This window comes from Psychrobacter sp. A3 (assembly GCF_028823565.1).
Taxonomy (GTDB): Bacteria; Pseudomonadota; Gammaproteobacteria; order Pseudomonadales; family Moraxellaceae; genus Psychrobacter; species Psychrobacter celer.
This window is the reverse complement of record NZ_JAPEHS010000047.1, coordinates 1-19,038: the sequence shown is the minus strand read 5'-3', so window position 1 is coordinate 19,038 and position 19,038 is coordinate 1. Positions and strand designations below refer to the sequence as shown.

The 19,038-nt window shown below is 50.2% G+C and carries 18 protein-coding genes; 4 read left to right on the top strand and 14 right to left on the bottom strand.

The features are described 5' to 3' along the window. Window positions 1–358 precede the first annotated feature (358 nt). Window positions 359–1,117 carry an osmolarity response regulator transcription factor OmpR gene (gene ompR, locus NK638_RS08025; protein WP_198335632.1) on the top strand — a complete coding sequence of 253 codons (759 nt, stop codon included), beginning with the start codon at window positions 359–361 and terminating at the stop codon, window positions 1,115–1,117. A gap of 62 nt (window positions 1,118–1,179) precedes the next feature. Continuing rightward, window positions 1,180–2,481 (top strand): GTP-binding protein, encoded by a 1,302-nt coding sequence (locus NK638_RS08020; RefSeq protein WP_446739822.1) that lies wholly within the window; start codon window positions 1,180–1,182, stop codon window positions 2,479–2,481. Window positions 2,482–2,594: 113 nt separating this feature from the next. On the opposite strand, the gene NK638_RS08015 is transcribed toward NK638_RS08020, so the two are convergent. From NK638_RS08015 to ubiG, 4 genes are all read right to left on the bottom strand, one after another. After that, window positions 2,595–2,861, bottom strand: a complete 267-nt coding sequence (locus tag NK638_RS08015; RefSeq protein WP_075102180.1) for a DksA/TraR family C4-type zinc finger protein — start codon at window positions 2,859–2,861, stop codon at window positions 2,595–2,597. Window positions 2,862–3,045: 184 nt separating this feature from the next. After that, on the bottom strand, window positions 3,046–3,879 hold the full coding sequence (locus NK638_RS08010) for a YciK family oxidoreductase (RefSeq protein ID WP_105244591.1): 834 nt from the start codon (window positions 3,877–3,879) through the stop codon (window positions 3,046–3,048). Between the two features lie 99 nt (window positions 3,880–3,978). After that, window positions 3,979–4,689, bottom strand: a complete 711-nt coding sequence (locus NK638_RS08005; protein WP_274632591.1) for an HAD family hydrolase — start codon at window positions 4,687–4,689, stop codon at window positions 3,979–3,981. Between the two features lie 55 nt (window positions 4,690–4,744). Beyond that, window positions 4,745–5,593 (bottom strand): bifunctional 2-polyprenyl-6-hydroxyphenol methylase/3-demethylubiquinol 3-O-methyltransferase UbiG, encoded by an 849-nt coding sequence (gene ubiG / locus NK638_RS08000; RefSeq protein WP_274632590.1) that lies wholly within the window; start codon window positions 5,591–5,593, stop codon window positions 4,745–4,747. A 346-nt stretch (window positions 5,594–5,939) separates the two neighbouring features. Between ubiG and NK638_RS07995 the strand changes: the two genes are divergently transcribed. Then, window positions 5,940–6,560, top strand: a complete 621-nt coding sequence (locus NK638_RS07995; protein ID WP_075102176.1) for a thiol:disulfide interchange protein DsbA/DsbL — start codon at window positions 5,940–5,942, stop codon at window positions 6,558–6,560. Window positions 6,561–6,848: 288 nt separating this feature from the next. Here the strand turns inward: NK638_RS07995 and yjgA are convergent, their stop codons facing one another. The 8 genes from yjgA to mazG all read right to left on the bottom strand — a co-directional run bounded on the left by yjgA (window position 6,849) and on the right by mazG (window position 14,729). Continuing rightward, window positions 6,849–7,361: a ribosome biogenesis factor YjgA gene (gene yjgA, locus NK638_RS07990; protein ID WP_100748714.1), complete on the bottom strand. Its 513-nt coding sequence runs from the start codon at window positions 7,359–7,361 to the stop codon at window positions 6,849–6,851. 228 nt (window positions 7,362–7,589) lie between these two features. After that, window positions 7,590–8,561: an RNase adapter RapZ gene (gene rapZ / locus NK638_RS07985; protein WP_274632589.1), complete on the bottom strand. Its 972-nt coding sequence runs from the start codon at window positions 8,559–8,561 to the stop codon at window positions 7,590–7,592. Window positions 8,562–8,749: 188 nt separating this feature from the next. Next, complete coding sequence (panC, locus tag NK638_RS07980; protein WP_274632588.1) at window positions 8,750–9,631, bottom strand: pantoate--beta-alanine ligase; 882 nt, start codon at window positions 9,629–9,631, stop codon at window positions 8,750–8,752. Between the two features lie 91 nt (window positions 9,632–9,722). Further along, complete coding sequence (panB, locus tag NK638_RS07975) at window positions 9,723–10,523, bottom strand: 3-methyl-2-oxobutanoate hydroxymethyltransferase (RefSeq protein WP_274632587.1); 801 nt, start codon at window positions 10,521–10,523, stop codon at window positions 9,723–9,725. 51 nt (window positions 10,524–10,574) lie between these two features. Continuing rightward, the gene (folK, locus tag NK638_RS07970; protein WP_274632586.1) at window positions 10,575–11,165 is read right to left on the bottom strand and encodes a 2-amino-4-hydroxy-6-hydroxymethyldihydropteridine diphosphokinase; all 591 of its coding nucleotides are present in this window, start codon (window positions 11,163–11,165) and stop codon (window positions 10,575–10,577) included. Between the two features lie 79 nt (window positions 11,166–11,244). Further along, window positions 11,245–13,311 (bottom strand): polynucleotide adenylyltransferase PcnB, encoded by a 2,067-nt coding sequence (gene pcnB / locus NK638_RS07965; RefSeq protein WP_274632585.1) that lies wholly within the window; start codon window positions 13,309–13,311, stop codon window positions 11,245–11,247. A gap of 163 nt (window positions 13,312–13,474) precedes the next feature. Further along, the gene (locus tag NK638_RS07960) at window positions 13,475–13,879 is read right to left on the bottom strand and encodes a ComEA family DNA-binding protein (protein ID WP_274632584.1); all 405 of its coding nucleotides are present in this window, start codon (window positions 13,877–13,879) and stop codon (window positions 13,475–13,477) included. Next, a complete protein-coding gene (gene mazG / locus NK638_RS07955; protein WP_274632583.1) occupies window positions 13,863–14,729 on the bottom strand; it encodes a nucleoside triphosphate pyrophosphohydrolase in 867 nt (288 codons plus the stop codon). Before mazG ends, NK638_RS07960 begins: the two co-directional genes overlap by 17 nt. A 126-nt stretch (window positions 14,730–14,855) precedes the next feature. Between mazG and NK638_RS07950 the strand changes: the two genes are divergently transcribed. Next, window positions 14,856–16,343, top strand: a complete 1,488-nt coding sequence (locus tag NK638_RS07950; protein ID WP_274632582.1) for a phosphomannomutase CpsG — start codon at window positions 14,856–14,858, stop codon at window positions 16,341–16,343. A gap of 71 nt (window positions 16,344–16,414) precedes the next feature. On the opposite strand, the gene NK638_RS07945 is transcribed toward NK638_RS07950, so the two are convergent. Beyond that, window positions 16,415–17,815 carry a UDP-glucose/GDP-mannose dehydrogenase family protein gene (locus NK638_RS07945; protein ID WP_274632581.1) on the bottom strand — a complete coding sequence of 467 codons (1,401 nt, stop codon included), beginning with the start codon at window positions 17,813–17,815 and terminating at the stop codon, window positions 16,415–16,417. A 32-nt stretch (window positions 17,816–17,847) separates the two neighbouring features. Then, on the bottom strand, window positions 17,848–19,038 hold a 1,191-nt coding region (gene pgi / locus NK638_RS07940; protein WP_274632580.1), incomplete at its 5' end, for a glucose-6-phosphate isomerase.

Below are 19,038 nucleotides of genomic sequence, written 5' to 3'. Positions count from 1 at the left end.
CCAGAGGCTGCGCAAAATTCATCCCAGTAGCGCTATGACATTTTTAGAGTGTATCTACTATATTTTATATCGCTTAACGCCGCTACATAACTTTGTGTGCTTCTATATTTAGAAAGCTATAGTCGAACCCAAATAAATCAGATACCTAGCCATCACGTCGCTCAATGAAACGGTGTTTTTATATTGGATTGACTATAAGGCATATTAAGAGGGAACTTTGTTGTTAGATAGTTTTTTAGATAATTTTTTAGACAGTTTTTAATCACAGAGCAAATAATGATAAGGGTGTTGCTCAGCGCAATTTATGCGTGACACCGATAATGAATATTCTTAATAATTTTTATAAGAGGATGCCTGTATGACAGATAATAATAGCCCAGATACTTTGACTCAGCGTATTTTGGTCGTCGATGACGATGCCCGCCTGCGCTCTTTGTTGCAGCGCTTTTTAGAAGACGATGGTTTTGTCGTGCGTACTGCCCATGATGCCAGTCAGATGGATAAGCTGATGCAGCGCGAACTGTTTTCGTTGGTGGTGCTTGATTTGATGCTTCCTGGTGAGGACGGCATTAGTATCTGTAAGCGTTTGCGTGAAGACAATGCCGACATCCCTATCATCATGCTCACCGCCAAAGGTGGTGACGCTGATCGTATCGCTGGCCTCGAAGCAGGCGCTGATGACTACTTGCCAAAACCCTTTAACCCAAAAGAGCTGCTGGCACGTATCAAAGCGGTACTGCGTCGTCAAAACCGTGAGCTGCCGGGTGCGCCAAGCCATCAGCTAGAAGTGGTAGAGTTTGGACCATGGACACTTGATTTATCAACGCGTACGCTCAAACGTGACGGTAATGTCGTGACTTTGACGACAGGCGAGTTTTCCGTCCTAAAAGCTTTGGTGCAACACCCGCGTGAACCTTTGACTCGTGACAAGCTTATGAATTTGGCGCGGGGCCGTGAATGGGGGGCGATGGAGCGCTCTATTGATGTACAGGTCTCACGCCTGCGCCGCTTGATTGAGGACAATCCGTCACAAGCGCGCTATATCCAGACGGTATGGGGCGTGGGTTATGTGTTTGTACCAGATGAGGCAGAAGCCGAAACCGCCAAGAGTGAATAGCTTTTGGCTGATTTATTTTGATATAGGCCGTGTTTGGTTACTCACAAACACGTGCCAATATGATGAGCATACCTGTGAAAAACCCAATTATTTTTCAAAACATACCCTGCACCTTAGTGACAGGGTTTTTGGGTGCTGGCAAGACGACCCTCATCAATCACTTACTGACTACCAAACCGACCGAGCAGCGCTGGGCGCTCTTAATCAATGAGTTTGGTCGTATCGGTATTGATGGTACGCTGCTAAAAGGTGCTGATTGGTGGCAGGCGGCGCAAGAGACGATCGCGGTACGAGAGGTCAGCGGCGGCTGTATTTGCTGTACCAGTCAGCTACCCTTACAAATCGCCATCAGCCGCCTACTCAGTGGGCGTATTTGCTGTACCAGTCAGCTACCCTTACAAATCGCCATCAGCCGCCTACTCAGTGAGCACAAGCCGCAGCGTTTGCTCATCGAGCCGACCGGACTGGCTCACCCTCGCGAGCTCGTCCAGCAGCTGAGCGAGCCACATTGGCAAACTGCCCTACAGATGCAAGCGGTACTCACCGTCTTAAATGCCAAACAATGGCAGCAAGCCAAATATCGTGAGCATGAGGGCTTTGCGGTGCATGTGCAAGAGGCCGATGCACTGATTATCAATCGTTACGACCATCTAAGCGCCGACGAAATACAAGCGCTACAAGCATGGATAGCCACACTGAATCCGCACGCTACTATCATTTGGGCGGCACATGAGCCTGCTGCGGCTGTTAGTCATGACAGCGATCATAGCGATAATCCTGATAACAGCAGCAATGGCAGCAGTGACAAAAATGACGCGCTGCCAGCCTATATTACCATGCTACGCGAGCAGTTGACCAAGCCCAGTCAGGTCTTAAACCGTCAGCACAAGGTTGCGCTTGGGCCATTGGCCAAATCAGCACTTCGCACGCCATTGCAAGGTAACACTCCTGCTGTCTCTGCGTTGGCCGGTACTACCTTGGCTGGCAATAGCGCCCAAAATAATACCGATAATGAGCTGCCTTATCGTTATCATGAGACACAGCAAGACCTACTCTTGGCCGGTTGGCGACTGCCAGCGCATTATGTGCTGCCCGCAGATACCTTACAAAGTTGGCTGCTGAGGCTGCCAAACTGGCAACGCATCAAAGGCGTGGTACACACCTCGGATGGTTGGTTGCAGCTGAACTTCACGCCTGATAGCCTAACTACCCGTACAGTCGGTGCGCAGAGCGATAGCCGCTTGGAGGTCATTTTGCAAGGTACTGACAATGGCAGCAATGATGGCGCTGACCATACGCCTGTCGCTATCGACTGGCAAATCTATGATCGTCAGCTTATGGCAATGGTCGTGGCATTAGGGTAGCGAGCTTCTATTTATTGGTCGCTTCTATATAGCTTCAATACAGGCTACACACAAAAAAAGCCAATACTGTAGAAGTATTGGCTTTTTCAATTCACTCTTATCATGTGTGCCTGCTATCGAAGCTGACTGTCCTTACTACCACGCCGATTAAACAGCTCCGTTGCCCGTGCGGTTTTTTCAAGCTCGCTCTGACAGCCGACACAGTGCTGCACACCGGGTACGGCCAGTCGCCGTGCTTGTGGGATCGCATTGCCACACTCATCACAAAACTCAGCGCTTTCACCTTTAGGCATAGCCCGTCGCGCCCGCTCTAATGCGTCGTTGACCGTTGCATCCATTTGCTCGTGCTCCGCACCATCTCTTGACCATCCACCTGCCATAACGTCATCCTATTTATTATTAATGCTATTTAGCTTTTAAACAATAAAAGCCTTTAATAACAAATAGATGGGGATATCTTTATGGATTACAATGCCGGTTAGGGGCAGTGGATGAGGACGCCATCATCAGATATAGGCTAAGCATGATGAGACGTGCCTGAGCCATTTTTCTTATTGGCGATCGCTAGTCTTTTGGTTGCAACTCCACCACCTGCCCGCGCACACCGATACTGGCATCACTCATCAAGCAGACATAACCTGCCATGATATCCTCAGGGGTTTTTAGGCTCATGGGGTTTTCTCCTGGGTAGGCATGAGCACGCATGTTGGTACGCGTCCCACCCGGATTGATACAATTAAAACGTAAATTGGTGGTGTTTTTTGTCTCTTGGGTAAAGATATCGCTCATACCTTCCACTGCCTGCTTGGAGAGCGCATAGGCACCCCAAAACGCGCGCGGATGCGTGCCCACACTACTAGAGGTAAAGACGATAGAACCATTGTCTGCGTCTTTGAGCAGCGGTAGCAGCGCCTGCGTCAGCATAAATGTCGCCGTACAGTTGACCTTCATCACTTGTGCAAAGGTATCGACGTCATACATCTCAAGCGGTGTCAGCTGCCCAAGCAGACCAGCATTATGCAAGATACCATCTAGCTGGCCGATTTCTTTATCAATCAGCCCCTCTAGCTGCTGCATCTCGGCATAAGTGGCACCCTCTAGGTTCATCGGTAGCATGGCAGGCTGCTTGCCGCCAAAGCTCTCAATCTCATCATAGACATACTCAAGCTTGCTGCTGGTACGTCCGAGCAACAATACAGTCGCGCCATAACGCGCATAGGTCAAGGCGGCGACCCGCCCGATACCGTCACCTGCTCCTGTCACCAAAATAGTCTTGCCATCCAAGCAGTTGTCAGGGGGTACAAAGCTGCGGATTTCATCATGTGTCAACGGCTGGGTAAAACCAGCTGTGTCTGTGCTGCTCTGCGGTTTGGTTGGCTGATTCGTAGTGTCACTCATGGCATTACTCACTGCTTATTATTAAATAGTTAGGATGCTTAATTGATATTTCGATAAATGGCTTTTAAGGCTTAGCTTGTAGTGCTTATCTTGTAGAGGCTATAAATAATCGAACTGCCCCGAAGACAATAAAAGTTTATTTAACGCTTCAGGCGTCTCAGTAATATAGTCTGCGCCCCATTTTTTTAGGCTTTTTTGGTCTTTAGGTGGGATATAGCCATAAGCGGCTAAAATCGTCGGCATGCCAGCGGCGTTACCGGCTTCGATATCGCGTATATGATCGCCGACATACAGTACGCAGCCTGCTGCACCGCGCGGAATACCGAGCTTCTCTAAGGCCACATACATCGGCTCAGGATCAGGTTTTGAGCGCGAGACATCGTCGGGGCAGACCAGCACCGCGCAGCGCTCATCTAAATGCATCACACTGAGCAGCTGCTCGGCCAAATAACGCGGCTTATTGGTAACGATACCCCATGGCACGCCTTTTGCTTCCAGTGTGCTCAGTACCTCGTCGAGCGCAGGAAACACGCAGCTATCGACGCAGATGTCTGCTTCATAATCGTCCAAAAACTGCTGACGAAAGCGCTGCAGCTCTTCATCACTCGCTTGCAGTTGGTCATTATGACGCAGCATCAGCTGCACCATGGCCGAGGCTCCGGCAGAGACTTGCTCTCGAATTTGCCCCTCCGGCGGCGCTTGCCAATCGTTTTCACCGCTCATCTTTGCGATGATGCGGACAAAGTCAGCAGCAGTATCGATTAACGTCCCATCAAGGTCAAATAAAACCGCTTTTACAAATTGGCTCATAATAAATGCTCTTAGTCTAAAAGATAAATGTAGGCAAAATCACTTGAGGGCGGCGCTATCGTAGTGGCTTTTGTACCGCCATCATATAATTGACATCGACGTTTTGTGCCAGCCAGTAGCGTTTGGTCAGCGGATTATAATGCAGGCCAATGATGTCTTGGCGTCTAAATCCAGCATAGCCAGCCATTTTGTCAAGCTCAGCGGGGGTGATGAACTTGGCATAATCGTGAGTGCCGCGATCAAGCAGACGCAGCACATACTCTGCGCCAATGATGGCAAACAAATAAGACTTGGGGTTGCGGTTGATCGTCGATAGCACGCACACCCCGCCTGGTGCCAGCAGCTCAAAACACGCCTGCACAATCGACTGAGGGTCCGGCACATGCTCCAGCATCTCCATGCAGGTCACCACATCGAACTGACCGGCGTGCGTTTTTGCCAGCGTCTCTACAGGGATATGCTGATAGCGCAGCGTGTGCCCAAGGCCACTTTGCTCGGCGTGGAGGGCGGCAGCTTTTAGGTTTTCGGTTCCCAAATCAATGCCTGTGACATCTGCGCCGCGGCGTGCCATTGACTCTGACAATATCCCGCCGCCGCAGCCCACATCCAGCACTTTTTTGCCCGCCAAACCCTGCTCGGCGGTCTTATCAGTGTGCTGCTTATCAACAGAGGACTGCGCGCTTTGATAGCCGCGTTTGATATTTTCTTCTATCCAGTTGAGGCGTAGTGGGTTGATTTCGTGCAATGTCGCAAAGGCGCCCGTGCTACTCCACCACTCCCCTGCCAGCTTATTAAATTTATCCACCTCGCTGGCATCCACATTGATGCTATTAGTCTCGGCATCATTGACGCGGCTATCGGTTTGCTCATTGGCAGTTGACGAAGAGGCATGGACTGAGCTCATGATATTTCCTTTATTGTCATTATAAGTGTCGTATATGAAGGAATTGTCGTACAACGTCTACAACACGCACGACGATACACTCAATATTAGCATGAGAGTAGCGGCTTTGTCGTGAGGTACATCGTCACGGATTGTGAGTCATGGCTATTGATTCGCTCACAGCTTTACAACCATTCGTTAAGAATCGGATTCACAAGCGCCTATGTTTTACGTTATCATAGGCGCTACTCTATGGTAGGTCGACCGTACTCGACACTATATCGTTTATACAGCTTTTAGCACTTTTGGCCTGTCTAAGCGGTAAAACCCATCATCACCCTAAGTTTATACATCTCAAGGATAAAGTATGAAACGTGTCATTACACTGACTGGTCTGGCTATGGCTATTGGACTTGCCACTATGGGCGCACAAGCTGCCGACTATGTCGCCGGAAAAGACTATCGCGTGCTCGACAATCCAGAAAAAATCAGCGGTGACGCCATCATTGTTCGTGAGTTTTTTTGGTATGGCTGCCCGCATTGTAACGTCCTCAATCCGCATATGGAAAAGTGGGCAAAAACCAAAGACAAAGATGTCGCGTTCTTTAAAACCCCAGCGGCGCTAAACCCTGTTTGGGAAGCCAATGCCCGCGGTTTTTATGCCGCCCAGCTATTAGGGTTTGAAAACAAAACCCACGACGCTTTGTTTGATGCCATTCATAAAGACGGCAAAAAACTCTTTGACCAAGCATCATTGAGCAAGTGGTATGCGTCAAAAGGCGTAGATGAAAAGAAATTTAACAGCCTATATAACTCGTTTGCCGTCGGCACAAAAATCGGCCGCTCACAAGCTGGCGCAAAGCGTTATCAGCTCTCAGGGGTGCCAGCAGTCGTGGTACAAGGCAAATACGTCGTCACCGGTGAAAGCGCCAAAGTACCCAAGGTCGTTGATTATTTGGTCGACAAAGCACGCGCTGAAAAGAAATAAACCCAGCCCTTTAACCGAGCGCTTCGATCTTATCGCAGCGCTCGGGCATATCGTGATAGTAAGCCTATAAACGAAAGCCAATCATTTGATGATTGGCTTTTTTATTTATTTGCGTTTATAGCATTGATATAGTCGATTCTAAATAAAACAGATACATTGTATGTCAACGTGGGACTGGTATAAATTTTTCTTGCGTGCTGTGCCTACGCCGACAGATGCTGCGTAAAATTCATCCCAGTCCCACTTGTATCGTTTTTATACTGAAATCACTATAGCGACGCTGGGCAGTTATTTTTTGAGCTGCGACAAGATAGCCACTTCTCGTATATAACTGGCCAAATCGGCTTCTGATTCTGCTAGTAGCTCATCATCTTGCATGTGTTTGGCGTATTCAATCCATAACAACAGCTGATACATGCTGTTGCGCTCAGAAGCTTTGTATTGTTTGACAAACTGCTTTAGCGTGCCTTCGTCATTGATATTGAGGCGATCATACCAGCTCTCGATTTTGGAGACCTGCTCTTTTGGAAAATAGGCATCAAACAACGCTTTGACAAGCTCGTGGCGGTTTTCTTCGCCGATAAGCTTACCCACACGCTTGGTCTGACGATTGCGCGCATTGGCACTGGTGATGTCCGCCAATGCCATCAGCTCAGCCATAAAATAATCACTGGCTGGCAGTTTTTTTAGCTGTTTTTTCGACAAGCTTGCAAGCGGTATGGATAACTGCTGCAAGCGCTCATGGGCTTTTTTGAGTTCTGTGCGCGAGACGCGCATATCCTGTTCTGACCAGTCAATCATAAAAGCGTTCCGAAGTGATGAATAGTAAAATAATAAAGTGCACGTCTGCTAGGGCGTGTCTTTATTGCAAAAATGGTGATAAAAATGAGCTACATTGCGGTCAAACAAGGAAAATAGCGCCGTTAATATCGGGATATTGACCAGCTATTTGACGATGTTTGGCAAAATTTGGCCATTTTTAGCCCATTTAGATAGCTATCGAGTGAATTGAAGACACGCCCTAGGGTTTTACCACCGGCTTTTTTCGCGGTGCTTGGCCAACACCTTGACCCCTGCTGGCATGTTCTGTGCCAAACGGCGCTGCAAAGCATCTGTGATAAACACCGAGCGATGCTTGCCGCCTGTACAGCCAATCGCTACCGTCACGGTATGACGGTTGTTGTGCAAAAACTCAGGCAGCCAGCGCGTCAAAAACTGATCGATATCATCGGTCATTTCTGCCACTTCTGGATAGTCGGCAAAAAATGTGGCGACCTCTGCATTTAGACCAGTCGCCGCTCGCAGCTCAGGGTTCCAATGCGGGTTTGGCAACACCCTTACATCAAAGACAAAATCAGCATCGATAGGGCTGCCATACTTAAACCCAAAAGACAAAAGATTGATGACAATCTGATTGTCCATGCCGATATGCGCACGTAAGCTATCTTTTAACTGATGGATATTCAAGCTGCTGGTATCGATTCTGATATCAGCTTGACCTGCTATCGGCTCTAGCAGCTCTATCTCTCTTTTGATAGCCGCTGGCAGGTTAAAGGCGATATGACGGGCATTATCACTATCCACATCTTGCGACATCAGCGGATGGACACGGCGAGTGGCATTGAACCGCGCGATTAAAGTATGCTCTTGCGCGGTGACATAAACGACTTTGACCGCCTGCTTGCCATACGTTGCCTTTAGCGCTTCATAAGTCTCTGCAAAGTTAGACAAATCAGCGCGCGGTGTGCGAATATCGACTCCAAGGGCGATACGGCGTATACCGCTTTCCCTCACTAGCTTATGAGCTGCCTGTGGCACCAAAGACAAAGGCAAATTATCGATAGAATAATACCCAAGATCTTCTAAGATATTGAGCACTGATGTTTTGCCAGAGCCTGAGCGGCCTGAGACGACAAGGATGCTAAGTGCATCTGCGGCGGCTGGTCGTCGCACTTGCTCCAAAGCCTGCTCAGACAGCTGATTGCTATTGTATTGATCCATGTCCATCACCCACCTGTCCTAGGTTATCCAAGCCATACATACCAAACCACGCTACTCAGCCATCATAAAAGCGGCCTTGCTTTTGCCACAGAGCGGCTATGGCAATTGTGGTCGGTAGTTGAGGCTATTGCTTCCTGCACATTGCGATATTACGATGTCTAATTATCTGACGGCGAATTGCACAATGACTACTTAAGCGTCACTAGCTGATTGTCCAATAAACGCGCGCGCCCAAGCCATGCCGCTACCAAAATAACCATGTCTTGCCTATCTTTATCAAAACCTTCTGTTATAGCATCCAGTTCAGCGGTTTTTATCTCTAAATAGTCAACAGTAAACCCTGCATTTGTGAGGTGCTCACGCGTCTGTGCAAGTAGCGCCGTTATGTGCGGCAATATCGAGCCTTGCGGCGCTAGCTTTATATCATGCAATTGCTGCGCCAAACTTTGCAGCGCTTGATGGAGCACAGGAGCCACCTGCCGCTCGCTGGCCGTTAAGTACTGATTGCGTGATGATAGCGCCAAACCATCAGCAGCACGGACAATGGGCGCGGCGATAATCTCTAGCGGATAACTAAGGTCTCGCACCAACTGCTTGATAATCGCCAACTGCTGGTAATCTTTTTGTCCAAACACTGCCGCATCAGGCTGGATGATATTGAACAGTTTTGACACCACGATACCCACCCCATCAAAGTGTCCAGGACGTGACTGCCCGCATAGCTGCGCGCTAATCGTCCCTGCCAGCACTGCTGTCGCGGGCGGCAAGACTGGATACATCTCCTCGATACTGGGCGCAAAGACATAGTCCGCTGCCACTGTGGCAAGCTTTGCCACATCGTCGTCCAGCGTGCGCGGGTAGCTATCAAAATCTTCACCTTCACCAAACTGCGTGGGATTGACAAAAATACTCACCACCACGATATCAGCGTGTTGCTTGGCGATGTTTACCAGCTCAAGGTGGCCATCATGCAGATTGCCCATCGTCGGCACCAAAGCGATAGATTGCTGAGTGCGATGCGGCTGCAGCGCTGCACGTAAGTCTGATATCTGCTGATAAATGATGGGCATGATAAAGCCTTCTGTTCTTAATAATCGTAATTGCCGAAAAACAAAGTCAAACTCACTAGAATTGTCAAACTATCATCAATCCAACTTAAAATTAGCTAAATTGATGCTGGATGGTAGGAAAGCTGCCCTCACGTACCGACTGCTGATACAGGGCAAATGCGCCTTCAATACTGCCAGCACGATTGCGCTCATCGGTCAAAAAATCATGAACAAAACGCGGCACGCGGCCGTGCGCCATACCGAGCATGTCATGCATGACCAGCACTTGACCATCAGTATCTGCGCCTGCGCCGATTCCGATCACTGGTACTGCGACTGCTTGGGTCACCGCTTTGGCCAGCTCAGCGGGCACACACTCTAATACTAGCAGCGCTGCGCCTGCATCGACGACGGCTTTGGCATCAGCCAGTAGCTTGTCTGCTGCCATCTCACCGCGGCCTTGGATTTTATAGCCACCAAAGACATTGACCGACTGCGGCGTCAGCCCCAGATGCACACACGTTGGGGTGCCTGCCCGCGCTAAGGTTGTGACCAGCTCGCACAGCTCACGACCACCTTCTATCTTTACCACGTGCGCGCCCGCCTGCATCAGCTTGCGGCTATTGACCACCGCTTCTGGCAACGTGACGTAGCTCATAAACGGCAGATCCGCCAAAATCAAAGCGCTACTGTTACTCCGAGCGATATTGGCGGTATGATAAACCATATCGTCAACCGTGACTGGCAGCGTTGAGTCATGGCCTTGAACGACCATCCCCAAACTATCACCGATTAAGATCGTGTCAATTTGCGTCTTGTCCATCATCCGCGCAAACATCGCATCATAGCAGGTTAGGCACGTAAACTTGGTGCCTTCTTTTTTAAACTTATTTAGCGTAGATAACGTCGTCATATAGCCCTCAATCTCTTTGATTATCAGCTGAATATCTGGCGAGCGCACCGCTCATGAGTTACTTTTTAATAACTTGAGACCTGTCCAATCGCAGCTTGGTGGATAGTCCGCAATCGGCTTGCCCAATACCTGTAACTCTGGTGCTATCTCACGTAGCGGCAGCAAGACAAAGTTACGCTCACACAATCCAGCATGCGGTATGGTCAGCTTAGCGTCCGTCATTTGCAGCTGATTATATAACAAAATATCGACGTCTAAACTGCGCTCACCCCAACGGCGCAATCGCGCGCGTTTTGCCTGTGCCTCTAGCTGCTGACAAAACGCCAATAGCTCAAACGGCAATAACGTCGTCTCAAACCCCGCGACCGCATTGATAAAGTCAGGCTGGTCTTGTGGACCCATCGGCGCTGACGCATAAAACGATGACACCCGCAGATGACGTATCTGCGCATGCGCTTGTATCGTGTTGAGCGCAGTCTGTAGATGTTCGGTCGGCGAGCCCAGCTCATTGGCCAAATTACTACCCAACCCCACATAAGCGCATGCCCACTCTGCCGCGTCCTGATGACTGCCGTGATCAGTTGTGCTATTGACATCTGCGGCACCATCGGTGCTTTGACTGTTATGAAGGCGATTATTCATACCATTGGCTCTCACAGTCACCGATCAAGCGCCTTCAACACTAGGCTGTCGACGGCGACGCTTTGCGGGTATCGGGCCTTTATCCGTCTCTATCAGACTGATGAGCGGCTGAGGCATTGCAGTTTGTGTTTTTTTGCTTGTGCTGGGCGCGGACGTTAGCAGCAGGTTTTGGCGCTTGTTTTGCATAAGCCTTAGCCGGCTTTACAGATGTTTGCTCGCTGGCATCGGTCGCTTGCGGTTTGGTCGTAGTAGCAGTACTGCTGGGCTGACGGCGGCGACGCTGATAAGGTATCGGCGCATTATTGAGACTCACCAGTGCTGGCGACTGGGCAACCGTGAGCGCAGGCTTATCTGACACCGATGCGACGGCTGTGTGCTTATCCTCGCGGCTAACGGCTTGAACCGATGGCGTCTGCTGTGTTGTGGATGGGTTTTCTGCTTGCGCCTTTGATTGTTTTTGCGGCTGTTTAGGCGCGGCTTGCTGTTTGTCTTGAGCAGCACTCTGAGCCTCTTTATCTTGCGGCAGCTGTTTTTTTAGCGGCGGTACGACTTTTTCGTGCTCGATGACAAACAATGGCTTTGGCGCGGCAGGCTTTTTGTGCGACTTCTTGATAGCGGCCAGTGACAATTGCTGCAATTGTGCCAGCTCCGCCTCGTCCTGCGACAATGGCTGATTTTCGTCATGACGACCAGCGCTTGACTTACTGTTTGGCTGACTATTTGATTTGCTAGTCGCTGGCTGTGATTTGGCACGGCGACGACGCGCAGGAATACCGCCTGTATCAGCGCTGTCTTTTTGAGGCGCATTTGATGTCTTGGACGACGCGGTATCTGTCACGCTATCGATGCTGCTATCTGACTTTTGGTTTTGGCGATTGCGCCCACGGCCGCGTTGGCCTTTTTTGTAAGCGCCGCGGCGTATGTTTTCATCAAAATCAGCGATGGCTTGCTGCTTGTCTCTCTCGGACAAGGTTTGATAAGTCTGCCACCATTCGCCCATACCATTGGTCGACTCAGACAACGGATGCTCGGCATCGCCGCACTGCTCACGCAGCAATAAAAAATCAAAACCTGCGCGAAAACGTGGATGCTCAGAGAGCTGGACGATTTGCTTGTTACGCGGTGCGGACAGTTTGGGCTGCAAAATCCAGATATCACGGATAAATTGCTCAGCAAACTTTGGAATGGCAGTTTTGATACGCTGACGGTCGATGACTTTGCCAGCGGCGTGCAGTTGCGCATCGGCAAAAGGCATGTTGCGTTTTTTGGCTTTTTCTAGCTGGTGCAGGTAGTTTTCCCACAATAGCGCCGCATAAAAGAACGCCGGATTGATGCTTTTGCCAGCAGCGATGCGCTTATCGGTATTGATCGCCACTTGCTTGACCAGTGCGCTTGGCTCAGCAGGTGGATAAATGACCAAGCTATCCATCGCCCCTGACTCAAACAATAACGGCAATAGCGGTACCAAATAGCCACCGGTAAACATCTTTTGCGTCTCGTCATAGAGACGATGCGGCGATATTTGCTCAAGTAGCGCCCAGTTGTCCTCATGGAACTGCTCCGCCAATGCCTCATCAAACTCAAAGCCAAGCTTGGCCTTAAAACGCAGCGCCCGTAGCAGACGTACAGGGTCTTCTTCGATACGAGTAGGCGCGTGGCCAAGCAGACGAATGATGCGATTGTCGATATCGTCAAGCGCGCCACAAAAATCATGGACCACGCCTTTGAGTGGTTGATAATAGAGCGCATTGATAGAAAAATCACGACGGGCAAAGTCTTGTTTGATATCGCCCCAGACATTGTCGCGCAAAATCATACCATCTTGGTTGGTATTGGCGTTGTTGGTCGGTGGTCCGCGAAACGTCGCCACTTCAATCAGCTCACGGCCAGAATACACATGCGCCAATTGAAAGCGGCGACCGATGATACGACAGCGCTTTCCAAAGACGTCTTTGATCTCATGCGGCTTGGCATCCGTCACTGCGTCAAAGTCTTTTGGACGCAGACCCAATAATGTGTCACGCACTCCGCCCCCGACGATATAGGCATCAAACCCAGCTCGGGTCAATGTGGCAATGACTTCAGTAATGGAATTGGGTAATTCAGATTTATTCAGTTCTAACTGCTTGGCGGCACGCTCGGCCATGCATCTACTCCTCGCCGGTATTCTTTGATCACCCCTAACAGACACAGTGTTTATCAGGCGGATGTAACGACTAGTTTAACAAATTTTGCGCCTGCTGGGTGTGTTATGACCGTTACTTACGTGCTATTTTGTCAATATTCGCCTTGATTATTGCCAAACGTCTTTATTCATCTTGTACGCTGATGCGCGCTCGGTTTTTCTCAACGGTCTTCTGACCGATGCCTTTGACCTTTGCCAAGTCATCGACCGTCTGAAAACCGCCAAACATCTCGCGGTATAAAACAATCGCCTGCGCCTTACTACTACCGATACCGTGCAGCGAGACCAGCTCGCCTTCACCGGCACGATTGATATTGACCACCGTTTGCGTGCGTGCTTGCAACTGCGCGGCCTCTTGCGCCAATAAAGACGCGTATGCTTGCTGCGGACTAGCAAAACAAGTCGCTGCCAAGGCTTCGCTTAGCATGAGCGTCATGATAAGCACTGCCCCAGCGGCAGCCGCACCGACTACGCTGACGGCTGTGCTGAGCATAGCACCGATCAAGCCAGGCTTATGATGAGCGTTCATGTCGTTTTGCCGCCTCCCACAAGGCATCCATCTCCTCAATATCGCTATCTTCCAAGCTTTTACCTAACTGCGCTAACTGATCTTCGATATAACCAAAGCGCGACTTAAATTTATGAACGCAAGTTAAAGTCGCCGCTTCGGCATCAAGGCTGAGCTTGCGCGCCACATTGACCAGCGCAAACATACAATCGCCCAGCTCTTTTTCGATATCGCTAATATTGGCTTTTATCTCCGCCTTGGATTTATCCCTAACCTCCGTCTTTAACTCCTCGATCTCTTCTTCTAACTTCTCAAACGCGCCGCTGATGCCGTCCCAATCAAAGCCTAGTTTTGACGCTTGTTTTTGTACATCTTGCGCTTGCATCAGCGCACTACCTGCCTTCGTCGCATCCAAACGCCGACGCGGTTTGCCCCGCGCTTCGTCGATTCGCCGCTCCTCTGCTTTTATCTCATCCCAGCGCGCTTTGACCGCCGCGTCGTCTGTCAGGGTCTCCTCTTCAAAGACATGCGGGTGACGGCGAATGAGCTTCTGTTGCAAGGTAGTAATCACATCGCTCATATCGAAACGCCCTTGCTCAGCGTAGAGCTGGCAATGAAACACCACTTGCAGCAGTACATCACCCAGCTCGCCCTTGATGTCTTCGTCATCATCCGCTTGTACCGCTTCGCCAAGCTCGTAGGCCTCCTCAATGGCATAAGGAATCAGGCTATGATTGGTCTGTTTTTTGTCCCACGGACAGTCAGCACGCAGCCGCGCCATCAAGGCAAGTAAATCATCAATCTGGCCGGTGGCATCAGGGGTGCCCTGTACAGGCGTGGGTGGCAATGTGGTTTGCTCTAACGGTTTCATAAAAGACGCTCTTGTTTTTGCGGGTTGGTTCCTGTGACAGCTAGTGTATCATTGAATAGCAACTGGCTTATAATGGTATAAATACCGCCATTCACTGTTTATTGTTTATTAAAGGAATATATCATTATGCCCACCTCTACCGTCCCCAGCTATCAACCAGCGTCTGAGTTTCCACCGATGACGATTGGCTCATTTAAGGCCTATGATATTCGCGGTGAGCTCGGCGTTAGCCTTGATGAAGACATCGCTTATCGTATTGGTCGCGCCTTTGCGCAGATATTGTTTCAGCGGTATCAGCACGCAGCCGCTACTCAAGACAGTGAGCTGGCGACGCTAAAGCCCGCTATCGTCATCGGCAGCGACATTCGCCACTCAAGTGAGGAGCTGAAACAAGCAGCCATCAAAGGGATAGTCGATGCAGGCGTCGATGTCATCGACCTTGGTATGACCGGTACTGAGGAGGTGTATTTTGCCACCAGCCACTATGCGGCTTTAGGCGGTATCGAAGTCACCGCCAGTCACAATCCGATCAACTACAATGGCCTAAAGCTGGTCAAAGAGCAGTCAAAGCCCATCAGCGCTGATGATGGTCTGGCCGAGATTCAGGCATTGGCAGAGTCTGGGCAATTTACCAGCAGTGATAAATCCGGGGCATTGCAGCTGTTGACAGATAAAAGCGCCTATATCAATCACTTGATGACCTTTATCGACACCGACAAGCTCAAATCGCTAAAGCTGGTCATCAACTCTGGTAACGGTAGCGCCGGCCCTGTCGTTGATTTATTAACTGATAAGTTGACGCAAGCGGGCGCGCCGATCGACATCATCACACTGCATCACACCCCTGATGGCAGCTTCCCCAACGGCATCCCCAATCCGATGATTACTGCCAACCGAGCCGCGACGCAGCAAGCGGTTTTGACTCACAAAGCTGATCTGGGTATTGCCTTTGATGGCGATTTTGATCGGTGTTTTTTGTTCGACGAGACAGGCGAGTTTATCGATGGTAGCTATGTGGTGGGTATGCTGGCGCAGGCCTTTTTAAATAAATATCCAAACGAGTCCATCGTCTATGACCCACGAGTGATATACAACACCGAATCGGTGATTGACGATCTCGGTGGCAAGGCAGTAATCAGTAAGTCTGGGCACTCCTTTATCAAGCAAGTCATGCGCGAGTCGGGCGCGGTCTATGGCGGCGAGATGTCGGCACATCACTACTTCCGCGACTTCTTCTATTGCGACAGCGGCATGATTCCGTGGCTACTGACCATTGAACTGCTATCCATCACCGGTAAGACGCTGTCGGAGCTGGTCACCGGCTATATCAATGCCTACCCCAGCTCAGGGGAGATGAACTTTCGCCTAACCACAAATGACGCGCCCGCTATTATTAGAGCCATTGAAGACAAGTTTGCTGACCAAAACCCCAGCAAAACGACCCTTGACGGCCTAAGCCTCGACTTTGGCGACTGGCGCTTTAATTTGCGCGCCTCTAATACCGAGCCGCTCATTCGGCTCAATATCGAAACGCGCGGCGATCAGCCACTTTTGGCGGATAAGATACAAGAGATCGAGCAGTGGCTGGCGGCACAAGGGGCGATGCCAGCATAAAGCCTTTACCTTGGTACAAAGAGTGTTAATGGTCAGATAATAAAGGCTCGCTAGTGAATATGAGCGCGCCTTTATTTCGCACGACCGATGCCCATATAACTCCCTACCAAAGCTGCAATTTGTGAGCGGCTCATGGCGTTTTGCGCATCAAATATCGGCATGGCGTACTGGTTGATTTTGCCAATATCTAACTGATCGCGCGGCGACCAACTGATGATAAAAATAGCCTGCGCCTCTGCTAGATGCTGATAAGGCTGGGTAACCAGCTCCAGCAGCGACTGCTGCCCATACAGCACGGTCAGCTCATGTTGCGCCTTATCACTATAGACCAGTGTGCGGATATTGTACGACCATAGTAAAGCGAGTAACGGATGAATGGCCGAGCCTGAGGTGCGTCCTGAGCCAGCCTTATAACTACCGCCCCAAATCATCACGGTTTGATTATCGATAAACCCATCAAAATACTGCCAAAACTTACGAAATATCAGCTCTTTTTGATCCTCATTGATATGTATGACCGACTCTAAGAGCGGCATATCTAGGCTACGTGCTTGGCTAGTTTGCTGCAGCTGCTGCAGTTCACTTGGCAGAGTGTTGCCACCAAAGCCCCACCCAGCTTGTAAGTAACTACTGCCCACCCGCTGATCTAAACCCATGATACGGCTGACTTGCCCAATATCGACGTTTTGACTATCTGCCAAGCGTGACATCTCATTCATAAAACTCACCCGCGTCGCCAGCATCGCCATGATGCTACTACGAGCAAACTCAATGGTCGCGATATCGGCATGATGGGACGCGCTTGCATGCTGCATCAATGGCTTTAATATGGCCAAATGCTGACTACTCTCTGGCGTTTTTTCGCCTAGTAGCCACAAGGAAGGGTTTAACATCGAGCTATAAGCATCGCCGTCTTTTAAAAACACAAAGGGCACATAATACACCCACGCCCGCTGCAGCCGCTGTGCCAGTGCAGCCACCTGCCCTAATGCCTGAATACCGCTCATGATCAGCGGTAGCGACTGCTGATGACTGTGGTTAAAGGCGGTAATCCAGCCGTCCTCTAGCCATATCGCGTCAATACTGTCTAAAAATAGCCAATATAGCGCCACGCTGGCTGGTTTGGGCGGATTATCAGCGTCGTTATGAGTGCCATCACCCGTTTTATCATAGTGCTGCAACAGCTGGTCTGCACTATTGGGTAACGCGTGGTGACTGATCATCTGCTGCTGTTCATACATCTGCCACAGTGCTTGCAGATGATGCTCAAAACCATACTGCTCTAACTGCTGGGCCAGTAGGACTTTATCAGCATACAGATGCACGCACTGACCGAGGCTTGCCAGCACCACCGCACTGGCGATGGCTTCGATGCTATGACCGACCAGCACACAGGCATCAGGTTCCTTTACTGGCTTTGCTTGCCAGCCCCGCGGGTCAGACAAACGCTTATCACTATTATCCGTGCTCATGATGTTACCTTGTAAACTGATGATTATAGGCTTTAAGACAGCTGATTGATGTGGCGTAGCAGCTGATCGGTGGAGCTATCAAACTGCCCTTCACGCTCATCTTGCATGGCATGATATACGGACTCCGCCATCTGCTTACCCATCTCAACCCCCCATTGATCAAAGGGGTTGATATCCCAGATGCTGGCCATGACATAGACCTTGTGCTCATACAGCGCAATCAGCGCGCCTAGGCTATGCGGGGTCAGCTCATCGAGCAAGATAGTGGTTGACGGCTGGTTACCGCGGTAGTATTTGTATTTATCAGCAGCGCTATCGGCTACGCTATCACTGCCAGCTGTCGCAACGGCGGCATTCCCAAAGGCCAGCACTCGGCTTTGAGCCAGACAGTTGGCGAGCGACAGCTCATGCTGCTGCTGCAGCGGTGCGTTTTTTTGCTTATCATGATAACGGCGCACGCAGGCGATAAAATCACATGACACCTGCTGCGTGCCTTGATGCAGCAGCTGATAAAACGCATGCTGCGCATTGGAGCCGATCTCACCCCATAGTATCGGGCAAGTATCATAGTCGAGACGCGTGCCGTGCTGGGTGACTGACTTGCCATTACTCTCCATCTCCAGCTGGGTTAAGTAGCTTGGCAGATAGCTCAAACGCCCATCATACGGCAGTACCGTGTGGGCATTGACGCGTAAAAAAGTACTGTTCCAAACAGCAATCAAACCCAATAAGACCGGTAAATTCTCTGCAAAGTTAGCATGAGCAAAGTGCTCATCCATACTGTGCGCGCCTGCCAATAGCGCCTTAAACCCCGCCATACCAATCCGAATGGCCAACGCAAGGCCGATCGCCGACCACATCGAAAACCGCCCGCCGACCCACTCCCATAGCTGTAGCTGATGCTCAGGATGAATCCCCCACGCGCGCATCTTTTCGCTATTGGCAGAGATACCGATGAAATGCCGGCGCAGCACGCTGTCCTCTGTACCCGCATGGCGTTTGGCAGTAGCGAGCAACCATGACAAGGCCGTCTTGGCATTGGATAAGGTATCTACGGTACCAAAGGATTTGGAGGAGATAATAAATAAAGTGGTCTCAGGATTGAGGTGCTTGAGTAGGTTGTCCAGCTGGGTGCCGTCCATGTTGGAAACAAAATGCACGTCGATATCTGTATCGGCCCATTCATCAAGCGCCGTCGTCGCCATCAAAGGCCCAAGATCTGA

Excerpts from the sequence above, each read along its gene's own strand:
- yjgA (WP_100748714.1), bottom strand. The coding sequence starts at position 7,361 with ATGATTGACTGGTCAGAACAGGATATGCGCGTCTCGCGCACAGAACTC.
- rapZ (WP_274632589.1), bottom strand. The coding sequence starts at position 8,561 with ATGGATCAATACAATAGCAATCAGCTGTCTGAGCAGGCTTTGGAGCAA.
- NK638_RS07960 (WP_274632584.1), bottom strand. The coding sequence starts at position 13,879 with ATGAACGCTCATCATAAGCCTGGCTTGATCGGTGCTATGCTCAGCACA.
- NK638_RS08015 (WP_075102180.1), bottom strand. The coding sequence starts at position 2,861 with ATGGCAGGTGGATGGTCAAGAGATGGTGCGGAGCACGAGCAAATGGAT.
- NK638_RS07995 (WP_075102176.1), top strand. The coding sequence starts at position 5,940 with ATGAAACGTGTCATTACACTGACTGGTCTGGCTATGGCTATTGGACTT.
- NK638_RS08010 (WP_105244591.1), bottom strand. The coding sequence starts at position 3,879 with ATGAGTGACACTACGAATCAGCCAACCAAACCGCAGAGCAGCACAGAC.
- panB (WP_274632587.1), bottom strand. The coding sequence starts at position 10,523 with ATGACGACGTTATCTACGCTAAATAAGTTTAAAAAAGAAGGCACCAAG.
- ompR (WP_198335632.1), top strand. The coding sequence starts at position 359 with ATGACAGATAATAATAGCCCAGATACTTTGACTCAGCGTATTTTGGTC.
- panC (WP_274632588.1), bottom strand. The coding sequence starts at position 9,631 with ATGCCCATCATTTATCAGCAGATATCAGACTTACGTGCAGCGCTGCAG.
- pcnB (WP_274632585.1), bottom strand. The coding sequence starts at position 13,311 with ATGGCCGAGCGTGCCGCCAAGCAGTTAGAACTGAATAAATCTGAATTA.
- NK638_RS07945 (WP_274632581.1), bottom strand. The coding sequence starts at position 17,815 with ATGAGCACGGATAATAGTGATAAGCGTTTGTCTGACCCGCGGGGCTGG.
- ubiG (WP_274632590.1), bottom strand. The coding sequence starts at position 5,593 with ATGAGCTCAGTCCATGCCTCTTCGTCAACTGCCAATGAGCAAACCGAT.
- folK (WP_274632586.1), bottom strand. The coding sequence starts at position 11,165 with ATGAATAATCGCCTTCATAACAGTCAAAGCACCGATGGTGCCGCAGAT.
- NK638_RS07950 (WP_274632582.1), top strand. The coding sequence starts at position 14,856 with ATGCCCACCTCTACCGTCCCCAGCTATCAACCAGCGTCTGAGTTTCCA.
- NK638_RS08005 (WP_274632591.1), bottom strand. The coding sequence starts at position 4,689 with ATGAGCCAATTTGTAAAAGCGGTTTTATTTGACCTTGATGGGACGTTA.
- mazG (WP_274632583.1), bottom strand. The coding sequence starts at position 14,729 with ATGAAACCGTTAGAGCAAACCACATTGCCACCCACGCCTGTACAGGGC.
- NK638_RS08020 (WP_446739822.1), top strand. The coding sequence starts at position 1,180 with ATGAGCATACCTGTGAAAAACCCAATTATTTTTCAAAACATACCCTGC.